The 14769-nt window shown below is 50.5% G+C and carries 9 protein-coding genes, 1 tRNA gene and 1 pseudogene; 7 read left to right on the top strand and 4 right to left on the bottom strand.

What is annotated here, in order from left to right; genetic code table 11:
- The first annotated feature begins 22 nt into the window (after nt 1–22).
- From BKE30_RS11470 to BKE30_RS11445, 6 genes and pseudogenes are all read left to right on the top strand, one after another.
- Complete coding sequence (locus BKE30_RS11470) at nt 23–769, top strand: LytR/AlgR family response regulator transcription factor (RefSeq protein ID WP_076878726.1); 747 nt, start codon at nt 23–25, stop codon at nt 767–769.
- A gap of 218 nt (nt 770–987) precedes the next feature.
- Nucleotides 988–1908, top strand: coding sequence for a hydroxymethylbilane synthase (gene hemC, locus BKE30_RS11465; RefSeq protein WP_076878725.1), 921 nt, complete (start codon nt 988–990; stop codon nt 1906–1908).
- 21 nt (nt 1909–1929) lie between these two features.
- Nucleotides 1930–2727 (top strand): uroporphyrinogen-III synthase, encoded by a 798-nt coding sequence (locus tag BKE30_RS11460; protein WP_076878724.1) that lies wholly within the window; start codon nt 1930–1932, stop codon nt 2725–2727.
- A 145-nt stretch (nt 2728–2872) separates the two neighbouring features.
- Nucleotides 2873–3799, top strand: a complete 927-nt coding sequence (locus BKE30_RS11455; protein ID WP_076878723.1) for a hypothetical protein — start codon at nt 2873–2875, stop codon at nt 3797–3799.
- On the top strand, nt 3796–5049 hold the full coding sequence (locus BKE30_RS11450; protein WP_076878722.1) for a heme biosynthesis protein HemY: 1254 nt from the start codon (nt 3796–3798) through the stop codon (nt 5047–5049). Before BKE30_RS11455 ends, BKE30_RS11450 begins: the two co-directional genes overlap by 4 nt.
- A 56-nt stretch (nt 5050–5105) precedes the next feature.
- Nucleotides 5106–5534 (top strand): annotated as a pseudogene (locus BKE30_RS11445) (acyl-CoA thioesterase); the annotation flags it as partial.
- Between the two features lie 405 nt (nt 5535–5939).
- Here BKE30_RS11445 and BKE30_RS11440 read toward each other — a convergent pair.
- Nucleotides 5940–6015 (bottom strand) — tRNA-Glu (locus BKE30_RS11440).
- A gap of 345 nt (nt 6016–6360) precedes the next feature.
- Nucleotides 6361–7341 (bottom strand): ETX/MTX2 family pore-forming toxin, encoded by a 981-nt coding sequence (locus tag BKE30_RS11435; protein WP_076878720.1) that lies wholly within the window; start codon nt 7339–7341, stop codon nt 6361–6363.
- Nucleotides 7342–7829: 488 nt separating this feature from the next.
- Between BKE30_RS11435 and BKE30_RS11430 the strand changes: the two genes are divergently transcribed.
- A complete protein-coding gene (locus BKE30_RS11430) occupies nt 7830–11231 on the top strand; it encodes an AAA family ATPase (protein WP_076878719.1) in 3402 nt (1133 codons plus the stop codon).
- A gap of 9 nt (nt 11232–11240) precedes the next feature.
- On the opposite strand, the gene BKE30_RS11425 is transcribed toward BKE30_RS11430, so the two are convergent.
- Together BKE30_RS11425 and BKE30_RS11420 are read right to left on the bottom strand one after the other, a co-directional pair.
- The gene (locus BKE30_RS11425; protein ID WP_076878718.1) at nt 11241–12917 is read right to left on the bottom strand and encodes an FAD-dependent oxidoreductase; all 1677 of its coding nucleotides are present in this window, start codon (nt 12915–12917) and stop codon (nt 11241–11243) included.
- A 121-nt stretch (nt 12918–13038) separates the two neighbouring features.
- Complete coding sequence (locus BKE30_RS11420; protein ID WP_076878717.1) at nt 13039–14607, bottom strand: tyrosinase family protein; 1569 nt, start codon at nt 14605–14607, stop codon at nt 13039–13041.
- Nucleotides 14608–14769: the final 162 nt, after the last annotated feature.

Raw genomic sequence — 14769 nt, 5'->3', positions numbered from 1 at the left:
TCAATGGTGCAAGGAGGAATGCATGAATATTTTGGTTTGTGACGACGAACCATTAGCACGAGAGCGCTTGTCGCGTATGGTCAAGGTGGCTGGCCACGAGGTGGTTGCACAGGCTGCCAATGGATTTCAGGCGCTGGAACAGGTACGGTTGCATCGGCCCGATGTGGTTCTGCTGGACATCCGCATGCCGGAAATGAACGGCATCCAGTGTGCTCAGGCCTTACTTGATCTTGAAGTGCCACCAGCCGTGATCTTTGTGACGGCATTTGACCAGCATGCCATTGATGCCTTTAACACACAGGCCATTGGTTATTTGCTTAAGCCCATTAGTCAGCAACAACTGGAAAATGCACTAAAGCGTGCCAGCAAGCTCAACAGTGCGCAGCTAAAATCATTACAGCAGCATGCAACTGCCGGCGACTCAGACGATCGTCCTGCACGCAAGCACATTGCCGCCCGTACCCATCGCGGTGTCGAGCTGATTCCCATTGAAAACATTTATTACTTTTTGGCTGACCAGAAATATGTCACCGTGCGGCATTCCGGTGGGCAAGTGCTGATTGATGAAACGCTAAAGGAGCTTGAAACCGAGTTTCCTGACCGCTTTATCCGGATTCACCGCAATGCCCTGCTGGCCATTCCCTATCTGGAAGGGCTGGAGTTTGTCGGCACTGGCCAGTATCAGGTACGTTGCCGTGGAATCAATGAACGTCTGGCGGTAAGCCGTCGTCACCTGCCGCAATTACGGGAAAAAATTCATCACATCTAGAAAACTGAATATACGGGGTTCTTCTATAAAAGTGATATCAGGGCAGTCTTTGCGAGTACCAGACCTTTGTCTTCTCAGGGTCTGGTTTTTTTATGCCTGTGGCTAAGCCCTGTTTTGACCAATTGTGCAGGGAAACCATGACTTGAGCGCATCGCACAAATTTGGCATGCTACCCTTTATTATTCCGAATGCATGCTTAACCACAGGATACCCAGCTGATGAATACCCTAAAAATTGCCACCCGGCAAAGTCCTCTGGCCCTGTGGCAGGCTGAACACATCAAGGCGCGTTTGCAGGACTTACATCCGGGGCTGGTGGTGGAGCTGGTTAAGTTTGTGACCCAAGGCGACAAGATTCTGGATACGCCACTGGCCAAGATTGGCGGTAAGGGACTGTTTGTGAAGGAACTGGAAAATGCCCTGCTGGATGGCCGGGCTGATCTGGCTGTGCATTCCATGAAGGATGTACCGATGGATTTGCCGGAAAATTTAACGCTGGCGGTTATTTGTGAGCGCGAAAATCCGTTTGATGCCTTTGTATCCAACCAGTATTTAACGCTGGATGACTTGCCGCAAGGCGCACGCCTTGGTACATCCAGTCTGCGCCGCAAAAGCCAGATTCAGGCCTATCGCCCGGATTTAACCATTATTGATTTGCGCGGCAATGTCGGCACGCGACTGGGCAAGCTGGATGCCGGTGAATATGATGCGATTATTCTGGCTACTGCTGGCCTGAAGCGTTTGCAGCTTGAATCGCGTATTAAACAAATCCTGCCCCCTGATCTGAGCCTGCCTGCGGTGGGACAAGGGGCACTGGGGCTGGAATGCCGCAGCAATGATCAGGCGGTTTTAACGCTGATTGCACCCTTGTCTGATGCCAGTACCAACATTTGCATTAGGGCCGAACGTGCCTTTAACCGTACCTTGCAGGGCGGCTGTCAGGTGCCGATTGCCGGTTTTGCCGTGCTTGAAAATGATCAGTTGTTTATGCAGGGGCGAGTGGGTAGCCCGGATGGCCAGCAATTGTTAAAAGCAGAAATCAGCGGCGCGCCGGCACAGGCCGAGCAACTGGGCCAGCAGTTGGCGCAACGTTTACTTGATCAGGGTGCTGGCGAGTTACTTGCTGCGCTCTATCATTAAGGCCAGCACAGTTCATTGGCCATGCTGCATGTGCTGAATACGCGACCTACCGAGCGGGCTGATGGGTTAAATCAGGCCTTGCAGCAGGCAGGCTACCGGGTGAGTGCATTGCCCTTGCTGGAGCTGGTGGCTGAGCCGCTGGATACCATTCAACAGCCCTTGGCAGAAATCCGGCAGGTTGCTGTGGTAGTGGTGGTAAGTCCGGCCGCAGCCCAGCTTGGCCTTGATGCCTTAAAGCAGCTCAATATTGTGCCCAGCCAGTTAACCTGCCAGTGGGTTGCGGTGGGGCAGGGCACAGCAACCGTACTGGCTCAAGCCGGTATCAAGGCGCATATTCCACTGCTGGAAACCAGTGAGGGCATGCTGGCACTGGATGTATTTCAGCAAGATAGCCATTCGCCTGCCTCAAAAATAATCATGTTCTGGCGTGGGCATGGCGGTCGTCAGTTTATGCTCAGGCAATTGACCAGCCAGCAACAAGTGATCAGTGTAAACCTGTATCACCGGCAACTGCCAGAACACAGCCAGTTGAATTACCAGCAGCTTTTTAATAATCCACCGCAGGTATTGTTGATTAGTAGCGGGGTGTCATGGCAAAACTGGCTACAACTTGGCCAGCAGTTTGGGCCAATTGTGCCTGAGTATATTTTGGTACTGGGTCAGCGGATTTACCAGAAAATTAGCCGGCAGGCACACACCCTGCATCGGTTTGGCCCTGACGGAAAAGCCGTTTATCCTAAAGCCATGCTGCTTGAAAGCCTGAATCCGGCTACCATAGTGGCCGTGCTTGACCAGTTACAAAAGTGTCAGCAGACGTAAATGTAATATTGTATCAATGCCAAAGCTTCTTTATGCTTTGCTGGAAAATTTGCTAAAAAACCAGTGGGGACTGTCATGAGTGGAGAATATACAGTTTGCTAAAGTCTATGCGGCCTGATCCAAGCCGGGCCAGTGAGTGCAAGCTATGAAACAAAAACTGACTCTCCTGCTGGTGCTGGTGGTCGTTGTGGTGATGGCTGTACTGTCGTACACGCTGTATGTGAAAGACCAGCAACGTCAGCAGCAACTGTTACAAAGCCAGCAGGCCGCCCAAAAGCAAATTGCCGACCTGAATGATCGTCTGGTGGCCGTTGCCCGTCAACAGGCCAGCAATGCCAGTACTGCAAACCCGGCTAATGCCTCGCAGCCTATTCGGCTTAGCCCGTCGCAGCAGGTGCAAATTAACCAGCAGCGTAATACCTTGCGGCAACAGCAGCGTCAGTGGACACTCACAGCCCTGAATCTGGCACAGGACAGCTTAAGACAGGGTAATGCTAAAAAAGCGCAGCAACTGTTGCTGGAATTGCAGCAAAATATCATTGAAGACCAGCAGGATTTTACAGATGCCTTTAACAATACCCTGCTGCAAACCCTGAAAATTGACCAGCTTAATATTGCACAGCAAGCCACACGGCAGCAGCAGGCCCGCTCGGGCCTAAACCAGTCACTACTGCAAATTCAGCAGCAGCTTAACCTGCTGGCAGTGCAGGCCCCGCATCGTTTACAGCAACAACCGGCAGACCAGAAAGAATCCGGCATCAGTAACTGGTTTAAACATTTGCTGCTGGTTGAACCTGCTGCACCAGAAGCAGGCCAGCATATGCTGGATCGTAATTTTATCTGTAAGCAGGCCAGTATTAATGTGGCGATTGCCCGCTTGGCACTGAGCCAGAGTGATCAGGTTAATTTCACCAGCAACTTAAATGAAGCGCTAACCCAGCTGTATTTATTACCTGATCCGGCCAGCCGCCAAATTGCGCAGCAACTGGATAAACTCAAAAACCAGCCATGGCCCGCCAGTATTGAACTCACCTCATTGACGCTGCTGACCGGGCAAAAGGGTTCATCATGAAATACCAGCTGCTGCAACATCGGGCCTTGTGGCTGGTTTTGCTGGGCATTGGCCTGATTCTGCTGCTGGGCTTATGGTCTGGTGCTGGTTATGTGCTGGTAGTGTGGCTGGGCTGGCAGGTACAAACCAGTGCAACGGTATTCATGCTGCTGCTGTTTGCCCTCATTCTGGCTGTGATGTACAGCATTCGGACGATTAACCGCTGGATTAAAAACTGGCATTTGCGCCATCCCAGAAAAATCGAACATTACCAGCAACTGTTACCCTTTGAGCAACTGGGCTGTTTATGGTTATTAAATGCCAAAACCAGCAAGCAGCAGGAAATTGAAGCTATTTTTAATCAGTCCGCCAGTTTAAGGCAGTTGGTTAAGGCGCATTTATTGCGCGAAAATGCCCAGCTGGAACAGGCTGCACACGCCTTAAATCAGGGTTCTGCCTTAACGGATTTACTGGTGCTGGAACAGATTGAACTGCATATTGCTGCACAACAGTATGATCAGGCGCAGGCTGCATTAACGGCTTTAGGCCAGCAACCGGTTTCAGCATTTGCCCAATCCTTAAACCCGGCGTGGGATGAATCTATTCAGGGGCTATGGGCCAAATTACTGATTGCACAACCGTGGCTTTTGCTGGACATGGCTGCGGCCCCTGCATTAACGCCAGTGCAAGCATATGGCTGGCTACTGGCCCTGCATCAGCAACTGGCACAGGCTCACCCTGAACAATTACAACAATTGCTTGCCTACTATCAGGTGGCCCAAAACCAGCCGGAGTTCTGGCAGGATATTGCCAGTGCGCGGCAATGGCTGTTTGTGCTAAACCAGATAAATCAGGATGGCATGCCATTAGAACAGCAGCAGTCACTGATCCAGCAGCGTCAGCAACTGGCCGATCAGCTATTGCGGCTGGAGTTTGACCCCCGTATTTTAAATATCTGGCTGCAAAACCAGTTGCAGGAAGGTAATGTGGAGTGCCAGCATTTTACCCAGCGTCTAAATGAGCTGGCGCAGCGCTATCCCGGCCAGCCATCGATTGCACTGGCACAGTGGCATCAGCTAAAAGCCGAGCAGCAAACCGAAGCGGCACAGAATATTTTGCACAACTGGCCGCAGCATCCGGATTTTGGCTATTTGCGTCTGAAAGAAGCCCTAAATAGCCAGCCTGAATTACTGGCGGATCTGGAGCTGTTGTATCAGGCGCGCAGCCAACTGGAAAATCAGGCCAATTCGCAAACCAGCGCAACAGGTTAACATTCAAGTTCACCGCATTATTTGTGTCATTTAAATCCTGAGGTTAGGAAATACGTATGAGTTCCATTAAAGAATGTCCCGTGGTATATCACCAGACTGTAGCCTGGGGCGACATGGATGCCTTTGGTCATGTCAACAACGTCATGTATTACCGCTATATGGAAAGCGCGCGTATTGAATACCTCAGCCACATTGAAGCTTTTAACCATGGATTGGTCAGCGTCATTTCGGCCAGTAGCTGCCGTTATTTGAGGCCGGTGTTTTATCCCGACAGCCTGAAAGTGGGGGTGCGGGTGGTGGAAGTGCGTAACTCCGGTTTTCGCATGGCCTACGTGCTGTACAGTAACCAGCAGGCCCAGGTGGTTGCCACCGGCGAAGCGATTGTGGTGATGGTGGATGCCAAGACGTTTGAAAAAGCAGCCATGCCGCTGGAACTCAAGCAGCGCATTGCAGCACTGGAAGCCAATTTTGGGAATGAACTGGATATTGGCCTACCTGCTGAAAAAACCAGCCTGAGCAATATTGGCCGTGCCTTGCGCGACAACCTGCGCGGTAATATTGAACAAATCGTTCCCAAGATTGGTGGCAAGCACCATGATCGGGATTAAGTTTTAAAAAACCAATGTTAATACAATAACCAGAACAAGTTTAAAGCACTGCAATAGCCAAGGTGGTTATCTGGCATACACGACGGGCCGGGTGAATTTCATATTATCCCGGCTCCGTGCTTTGCTGGTATGGGGTTTGAATGAAAAAGCAAGTGCCGGAAATCTGGCTTGGAACAACACACTGGCTTTGAGAACAAACAGCCTGAATTAAACCATCTGTTTTAATAAAACTGATGTTAAAAATAAAAAAGCCTGCATTGTATGCAGGCTTTTTTATGAATTTGGCGTCCCTACGGGGATTCGAACCCCGGTTACCGCCGTGAAAGGGCGATGTCCTAGGCCTCTAGACGATAGGGACAGTAGCAAGCAAGTTAACCATTCGGTTAAGTGCTTTAACATCTAGGCTTGGCGCAAATTCTATAGCGTTCATTCGGTCAAGGCAAATACTAATTTGACAATATTGCATTGATTGGTTGTTTATTGGCCGTGCCTGACGGTTTTTAAGGGTTTTAAACCCAGCATAGTGGTTTCCACTATAAAGACGTTAACGGCTGGAAGGGACATTGAGCCAGTGATTTATAAATTTGAATTTGACCCATTAATACTGTTTTAAAAACGGCCACATGTTAGGGTGGCCGTTTTTTAAGTCATAAACACACTATATCAGCTTAGGGGTAGTGGTTTTGTGGCTAGGGTGTTTGCTTTAAGCTACCAGTTTTGCGTATTCAACCGGCTGGGTAATGGATTCAATATTTAGGGTAGTGGCGTCCTGCTTGATGTAGGTAACAGTCAGGTCGTGGGAGTTTGAACCGGTGTACATGCCGCGTACAATGCCCGGCACCCGTGCGCCTGATTTTAAGATTAATGTCCCTGCTAGTGTATAGGGCACACTAATGGTACTTACTGTGGCAGCAATCAGCGCCACATAGGTGGAGTTGGCCGGTACAGTCACGGGTGTGTTAAATGACCATGTCTTGGTTCGGGTGGTTGAACCATTCCAAGTATAAGTATTGGTCACGTCCAGCGACACGCTGATTTTGCCTTCCGCCAGAAAAGGAATGCCAGTTTTAAAGGTGGTGCTGACCCCAACTTTGACGGCCAGCGAATCTGACCAGCCTGAGGTTTCTGAAACTGATTCAGAACCACTAATGCTGCTGGTTTGCGACTGTGCGGTGTTGTTGGTGACGCTCTGGCGATACAGGTCAGCCGGGGTGGATTTAATGATTTTTGCCGCCGCCACGTCATAATTAATGCTGGAGATTTCAATATCCACCACTGGATCAATAGCAGTGCTACACCAGACGCCGCCCTGATTGTCACTGGGGCTGGTGCCCTTGTACACGCACAGGTTGCCGTCATCCTGTAGCACTGCAAAATAAGCGCGATCCGGCTGGCTTTGGTTCAGCGCGCCCCAGACAAAGCCCTGGTTGTCGCTTGGGCCAGTCCCTTTATAAACGCATAAATTCCCATCGCCCTGCATGATGCTAAAGTAGTTACCATTGGGCTGGCTTTGACCCAGCGCGCCCCATAGGAAACCTTGGTTGGCATCTGGTGCAGAACCTCGGTAAACGCACAGGTTGCCATCACCCTGCATAATGGCAAAAAATGCGTTGTTGTTTGACACCAGATAATCATTGGTAGATAGGGTCTGGTTGAGTGCAATGAAAGCGCCTTGATTTGACATGATTGGTATCCTTGAGTGTATTAATGATGTAGTGCATTATTTTTGCTAAATATTTTTTACATGTTCTATTTAGCTGCTGCTCATCATTATGGTGTTGAATGATGATGAAACTGACTATAGTCCTAAATATCAGCCGTGCCAGTATCAGTTCGGGATCATCTGCGTGCAGTAGGTTGCCATTAAAGTTATGGATAAAAAACATGCCAATTTTTGATCAGTGGGCTATAACTGACAGGGTTGAGCGCGATCAAAAAGAACATCATGGCGGCTTGAGATTGTTTTTATTATTTTTTATTAATTAATAACTTAATGAATTTTGGTCTAATAATGAAAAAGGCAGCTAATGACCAGTTTTAGCGCTGGGTTTGCTATTGCAATACCTGACAAGATGTCGGGCATTGCAATAGTTTAACTGCTACCATGATCCCAGCTGCAGTTTAAGCAGATAAAGACATAAAGATTTACGCCACGCGAGATAGAGAGCCGTCATGCTAAATGGCCATGAAAATGACAACCTGCCGCACCAGCCCAATGATGGGCGCATCAAATTGAATATTGCCCGGCTAAAGGAAAAGCGCAAACATCTGGGCCTGAGTCAGGAAGCGCTGGCACTACATAGTTTTGAGTTGAAAATATATTTATCGGTCGCTTCCATTAAGCGCGCCGAGTCTGGCAAAGCCGTGCTGTACAGAACTGCCAAACAGTTTGCCAGACTGTACGATATTGCAGTCGAAGAACTGATTATTGCGGCTTTTACTGCCCCTGACCGTGTAGCGTCCCTGCCGCTGGCTGCTCCGGCATTGCTGGTCGATGACAGCCGCAGCATTATTTGTTTAACCGTGCACTATCCTCATAATAGCGGCATTGATATTCAGTCCATCTTGCAAAGCCGTTTGGCATCAGCGCATTTGCCTTGCCATGTGATTGAGGCTGCGCAGGCACTGCACCTGATATTTGGTAGCCAGCAGGCCAGCCAGCATGACATTTTTAACAGTTTGCGTTACGCATGGGCCGTGTATGGCAGTCTGGCAGCGCTGGATAGTCATGCCCAGATCCTGCTGCACAGTGCGCAATGGTATCCGGCCAGCAATAGCCTGAAATTTCAGCATACTGCGATGGCTGCACCGGATGATTGGCCAGTTGCTACTACGGGCCCGGTATTATGGGTTGCGCGGGGTTTACATGTTGAATTTCAAAAACATGCTCTTTTTGCGGATGCTGAGTCTGGAAACACAGGCTTTGAAGGCCCGGATGCTGAAAATAAGCGCCAGCACTATTTGCGCTTGCTGGATTTAACCGATCACTGCCGACAGTGTCCTGCCTTTCAGCAACTGGACATGAGCAGCACCTGTAACCAGTGTCATGCCGGCCTTGACCAGCTCACCCTGTATGGCCGTGACCGTGAACTGCTGCTCATGAAAATGGCCATGGAAGATGTCTTGCAGGATCAGTTAACCACGGTGCTGTATATCCGGGGCGTGGCCGGGGTAGGTAAATCACGCCTGATTGAGGAATTTGCCGGTCTTGCCCAGCAGCATCAGGTGCACTGTTATCATGCCTGGCTCTCGGACAGCCAGCATGAGTTTCAGGAAAGCCTGCTGGCCCAACTGGTGTTTAATACTCTGGATGTGCCGCTACAGCAGCGCCACAGCAATGAATTCATCACTGCGCTCTTGAATGAGCTGCATTTATCAGCGTTACAGCTCACGGCGCTCATGCTGCTAATGAAAGTGCCGCTGGCCCATGAAAATCCGGTATATACCGCCTTGGCTGCTTCGGCCCGCGAAACCCTAAAGCTGGAAGCTGTGGCCGCAGTGCTGCTGCAACTCAGCCTCAGGCAGCCACTGCTACTGGTGATTGAGGATGTGCACTGGGCCAGTCAGCTTGATCTGGAAGCACTGGGCCAGCTACTAATTCTGACTCAGGAAGCCCCCATAATCTGGTTGCTGAGTTCACGCCATGAGCAGGACCCACTGGAGCAGCATTTGCGCCAGAGTATTGTGGACTTAAGCTTTACCTTACTGGATTTATCCCCGTTGCGGCCAGCCGATGCCCTGCAACTGGCTGAACAGTTTCCAGATGTTGACCCGGTATATCGGGAGCGCTGCATACAACATGCCAATGGCAACCCGCTGTTTTTAACCCAGTTGTTGCGGGCCAGACAAATGGATCACCTGCCGGCCACGCTGGCCCACCTGATTCAGGGCAAGCTGGATTACCTGTCGGCACTGGACCGTCTGGTGTTGCGCTATGCCTCGGTGGCCGGACGGCAGGTGTCACTGCCACAGATACTGGCCGTGCTTGAGATTGAATCCTACAGTTTTGATGCGCTGGTCAAGCATTACTTAATGCGTGCGCTGGGTGAGGATCATGTGTTTGTGCATAACCTGATTGCCATGTCGATTTATGAAGCCATGGATGCCACCCAACGGATAAACCTGCACTTGGGCTGGGCAGAGTATTATCAGCAGCGCGATGCTGCCAGCAGTGCCTTTCATTTTCAAAAGGCCAGTGATCCGCGTGCCGTGATGCAGTATTTGCTGGCCATTCAGGCCTATTATGATCGGCTGGACTATCAGGAGGCGCGTCAGCTCATTGAGCAATGCCTGAGCATCGACAGTGCGCATTTTAATGATGATACCCGTTATCGCCTGCATTATCTGGCTGCCAGTACCGCCAACAAGCTGGGGCAAACCCATGATGCGCGGCGCTATTATGAACAGGCCATGCAACTGGCGCCCAATCAGAAGAAAAAACTGACTGCTGCTATTGGCCTGATTCGGACCTTAAATATTCTGGAAGCGCGCGATCATGAAATGGCCTTGCTGGAACAGGTGATGCCTGAGGCACTGGCGCAGCAGGATACTGAAGTACTGGCACAGTTATTTAACATCAAGGCCAATTTAAGCTTTTTCCTCGGCAATATTAGCGACTGTAAAACCTTTCATAATCAGGCCATTCATTATGCTGAAATGACCAACCTGCAGGAAATCCGGGTGCGTTCCTATGGCGGGCTGGGTGATGCCAGCTATGCACAGGGTCACATGCAAACCGCACGGGAATATCTGGAGCGCAGCATTGTACTGGCGCGTGAACATCAGTTACTGGAAATTGAAACGGCCAATCTGTTTATGCTGGCCACCTTGCGGATTTACGCCAATGAAACACAGGCCGCGCTGCAAGATGCCGTGTCTGCCGCCGAGCTGAGCAAACGGGTGGGCAACCGGCGCGCTGAGGTGGTTTCACGGCTGACCGCTGGCTGGGTGCTGATTTCACTGTGCCAGTATGAACAGGCGCATGTGCAGGTCAGTCAGGGGCTGGAACTGGCACGGGCCATGGGTGCGTTCCGGTTTGAAGCATTTTTGCTGGAAAGTCTGGCACGGCTGGCGTGGGTCACGGGTCAGCCGCAGGATGCCAGAAGCTATATTGCCCAAGCCTGGCAAATTATTGAGCAGCATCAATGCTATGCCTTTATTGGGCCGTGGATACTGGCCACCAAGGCCCTGCTAACCGATGACAACCCAGCAGACCATGCAATGGTTCAGCAGGATTTAAGCATTGCACAGCCCATTTTAGACAAAGGCTGTGTGGGGCATAATTATTACCGGTTTTATGTGGCCGTGGCCGAGTATTACCTGATGCGCAATAATCCAGTACAAGCCAGAGTCTATGCCAGAAAATTACGTGACTATACCGCAGACCAGCCTTGTCCATGGAGCACGCATTTTATTCAGTTGATTGAGCAGCATGCGGACTGGCTGGAAGCACCACATGACCTACTACGGCAAGACGCATGGCGCAGGTGTTTTGCCAGCGGCATACAGCTGGGGCTGGCGGGTGTTACCCCGCACTTGTTACAGGCTTATCAGCAGCAAACCCTCAGCCAATAAACCAACCTTTTACCCGGCCTTGCGCTGCATGCTGGAAGGCATAAGCCACTGGCTAACTTGCTGTGCCTGCATCAGGCATTGTTCATGCAAGCCAGCGCCATTGGTCCAGCCCCCACTAAAAAACAGGCGACAGCGCGGCAAACTACCAGCGGCAATGGACGCAGCCTGTTTGGCCTGATAGGCCTGCAAGTCACGCTGGGCCTGCATGCAGTTGGCATCCAGCACATTGTGCTTGAACATAGTCCATGCCTTGCCATTCAGCTCCTGTGGAATCTGCTGCATCTGGCTGGTATAACCCGATTGCAGGGCGTCATCCTGCATGCGCTGCACGGTGGCCTTGGGCAGCACATGACGGATTTGCGGTGAAAGTTGATGCACATAATTCACCCGGTTTAGCATGGATTCTGCTGGAATACGGCTTAAATCTTCTACCAGCGAGACAAAATATTGTGGCAGGCCGGCATGGTCATAGGCGGGGACATTGTGGTCATTCTGGTGCAGGTTAACCACGTAATGAATGTTGTAGGCCTGCGAATCACTGGGCTTGCGAACCGGCACATTGTAGGTGCGCCAGATGTTCTTATTGTGTGGCATGCAGCCTGCATCAGTGTGGCACACTGCAAAACTTCTGGTATAGCGCACTTGTCGCATCAGGCTGCTAAGCTGTTGGCCTTCCTGCGCCAGATCAGGGGCAAAACGAAGTACCTTAAGCGCATCATCGGCATGGGTTGCCATAATACACATGTCATGTTCAACCGTACCCTGAGCAGTTTCGACAATCACTTTATTGGCCGACAGGTGCACCACAGATACCGGGGTGTTGCGCCGGATAATCACCCGGACCTGTGCAGAAGCCATGTTTTTCTGAATATAACTGGACAACATTTCCAGCCATTTTTGTGCCCCACCATCAAAGTAACGGCGATTGGGCTTTTGCGCACCACCTTCCTGAATCCGGTAATAGTTAAACGGCGCGGCCAGTGGCATCAGGCCGGGGCCACGGTCATCGGTAAAATACATGGCCGAGATGCGGGGATAATAAATCCGGTCACGGATATTTTTAATCCGGATTTTTAGCTCAGGGTCATTCCAGTTAACGCTAATGCCCAATTCAGCTGCTGCCATGGTAAGCATGGCCTGGGGCTGGTTCATGCAATCATTAAAAAACTGGGCAACCGTATAACTGGTGGGCAGGTGCTCGTCCTTGACCTTATCCAGACCTGCCTGATGAATCACCTTGATGAGCTGGGCAAACTTGCCGCCATCCACATAGTTCAGGTTAAAGTCCGGGTCACTCACCCCAAAAGTTAAATCATTGTCATCGGTGAGTTCGACGCTGCCATCAGCCGCCCAGTAGCATTCACTGTTTTGCAGCGGTTTGAGGTGTTCCAGATAGCCCACTGCCTGCATCAGTTTTTCGGTTTCCGGATAGGCACTCAGGTTCATGTCATTGACACCAAGGTCTGCCCAGCGCTGATAGCGATGCTGCGACGGATCTTCAGGATTGACCCGCATGCCAAGGTCTACCGTGACGGTTTCTGCATTGCCACCCAGTGCATTTTTGGATTCATACAGGGTCAGGATCAGGCACTGCCCGGCACTGTGTACGCGCTGAATCAGGTAATACAGGCTGGACAAGCCAGAAATACCACCGCCAATCACTGCCACATGTTTAAAATTTGCCATGATGTGTTCCTTTTTTAAAGCAATGAAAAGCTAATCAATCCTGTGTTTTGCAGCTTCTCATCCTCAAGTTTTATAAACGGTTTAATGGGCTAAACGGGGTTTAACCGGTTTTGTGCATTGCTTATCGGGTCTGATAAGCGGATACCTGAATCTTGCGGATGATGACCGCATCCTCATTACTGCTGCCATCAACCGGACTGATTTCCAGGCTAAATGGCTGGTCATGTTGAAAGAATGGGCTGACTTCAAAGTTTTTTTCTTCCATCATGCTATGGGCAGTCATTTCCTCAGGGGAACTTGGCATTGCGTGCGCATGGGATTGGTGCTCAAGTCCAAAAAAGTTGATCACCCCGATAAAATGGCGCTGGTTGTCCTGAACTAAAAACACCTGATAGCTATTGCCCGGATTGCCCTTAATCTCTAGCGCCAGATCCAGTGTCCAGGCTTGAGCCGAGCGGGCAGTGAGCCGTTGCTTGAGCTGGCGCAGGAACCGGAATGGCGACTTTTGGGTTGAGGTCGTTACGCTGATAGTCTGGCGCTGGCTGGTTAGGGGGCTGGCTAATGTTTGTTCCAGCACAACCGACTTAACCAGTGGGCGACTGCTATCTTTTGCTTTGTCAGCCGGATTTCCTGCCTGTTCCAGCAGTTGCGGTGGCATGTCATCGTAACGGTAATCCGGCATGTACACGGCACGATAAATCTCCTGCGCAGTGCGATAGCGCACTGCTTGGCCATTGGCATCAAAGAAAACAAAGGGCCATTGCTGTTGCTGGAGCATTTGCAGGCTGGGACGGGCATAGGGATTATTTTTATTTTTGACATCCCACTTGGCCCACAGCCGGTCAATGGCGGCATGATGCAACCAGAATACCGGGTCAAAGCCGGCACTGCTGACATTGGCCATGAGTCCCGAAGAATCCTTGCCACTGGTTTGCAAAATCGGATTATCAATTCCCTGCCCATCACCGCCCAGATAATCATGCATTTCGCCATGCGGTGACTGATTGATGGCATTGCTAAAGGTCATAAACAGGCTATTGTTGTCCAGTGCAGTAATGGCCCGATTAAGGGTGGCGGCTTCCAGTACATCAATGGTCTGGCCAGCATTCATGTTTTGACGCCGGGCGGGCGTGTATAGCGCACTTTGGTGGGCTGGAATCACTGCGGTGTTTGTCAGGGACACCGGTTGGGCAGGAACCATGCTATTGCGTAGCAATGGTGGTAGGCTCAGGGCTTGAATGTTCTGATAATCAAAATAAGGAATAGTAAAGTCAGTTTTACCGGATAACTGGCGCACCACTGCTTCCAGTCGTGCGGTGTACAAGCGGTGCCACAATAAAAAATTCAGGTCGCTGGCCGGACGTTGCGGACTATGGGAGCTTGCATGGGTGCAATTGCTCCATGCTGTTTTTAATATGGGTGGCTGATTATTTTTGATCACAAAATCGGGACAGTCAGGATTGGTTTTGAGGTTTTGCGGCACCTGATGAATGGCACCCTGATAGTACCAGCTACGCGGATCGGCACAGCCCATTTGCTTCATTTTCCAGAATGCCATTTCCATGGCTTTTAAATTGGCCTGACCCTGTATGCTATTCACATTATAACGCACATATTGTGCGGCAAAGGTTTCGCTTACTGTGCCCAGAGAAAGTGCCAGTAGCAGATATTTGAATTGTTGAATATTCATGTGCCTGAATTCCTTTTTTAACCCTGTTTTAAAGATATACCTGATCCGGCAACTTGCCAGTATCAGTTCAGGATCAGTTCACTTGGACAGAATTGAAATAAAGAGGCAGTATTTAGAATAGGATTAGCAGGAGGGATAGAAGAGAAATGGTTCCTAATAGTG

The organism is Alkanindiges hydrocarboniclasticus, assembly GCF_001982605.1.
Lineage (GTDB): Bacteria > Pseudomonadota > Gammaproteobacteria > Pseudomonadales > Moraxellaceae > Alkanindiges > Alkanindiges hydrocarboniclasticus.
This window is presented reverse-complemented; position numbering and strand designations above follow the sequence as displayed.

Excerpts from the sequence above, each read along its gene's own strand:
- BKE30_RS11470 (WP_076878726.1), top strand. The coding sequence starts at position 23 with ATGAATATTTTGGTTTGTGACGACGAACCATTAGCACGAGAGCGCTTG.
- hemC (WP_076878725.1), top strand. The coding sequence starts at position 988 with ATGAATACCCTAAAAATTGCCACCCGGCAAAGTCCTCTGGCCCTGTGG.
- BKE30_RS11460 (WP_076878724.1), top strand. The coding sequence starts at position 1,930 with ATGCTGCATGTGCTGAATACGCGACCTACCGAGCGGGCTGATGGGTTA.
- BKE30_RS11455 (WP_076878723.1), top strand. The coding sequence starts at position 2,873 with ATGAAACAAAAACTGACTCTCCTGCTGGTGCTGGTGGTCGTTGTGGTG.
- BKE30_RS11450 (WP_076878722.1), top strand. The coding sequence starts at position 3,796 with ATGAAATACCAGCTGCTGCAACATCGGGCCTTGTGGCTGGTTTTGCTG.
- BKE30_RS11435 (WP_076878720.1), bottom strand. The coding sequence starts at position 7,341 with ATGTCAAATCAAGGCGCTTTCATTGCACTCAACCAGACCCTATCTACC.
- BKE30_RS11430 (WP_076878719.1), top strand. The coding sequence starts at position 7,830 with ATGCTAAATGGCCATGAAAATGACAACCTGCCGCACCAGCCCAATGAT.
- BKE30_RS11425 (WP_076878718.1), bottom strand. The coding sequence starts at position 12,917 with ATGGCAAATTTTAAACATGTGGCAGTGATTGGCGGTGGTATTTCTGGC.
- BKE30_RS11420 (WP_076878717.1), bottom strand. The coding sequence starts at position 14,607 with ATGAATATTCAACAATTCAAATATCTGCTACTGGCACTTTCTCTGGGC.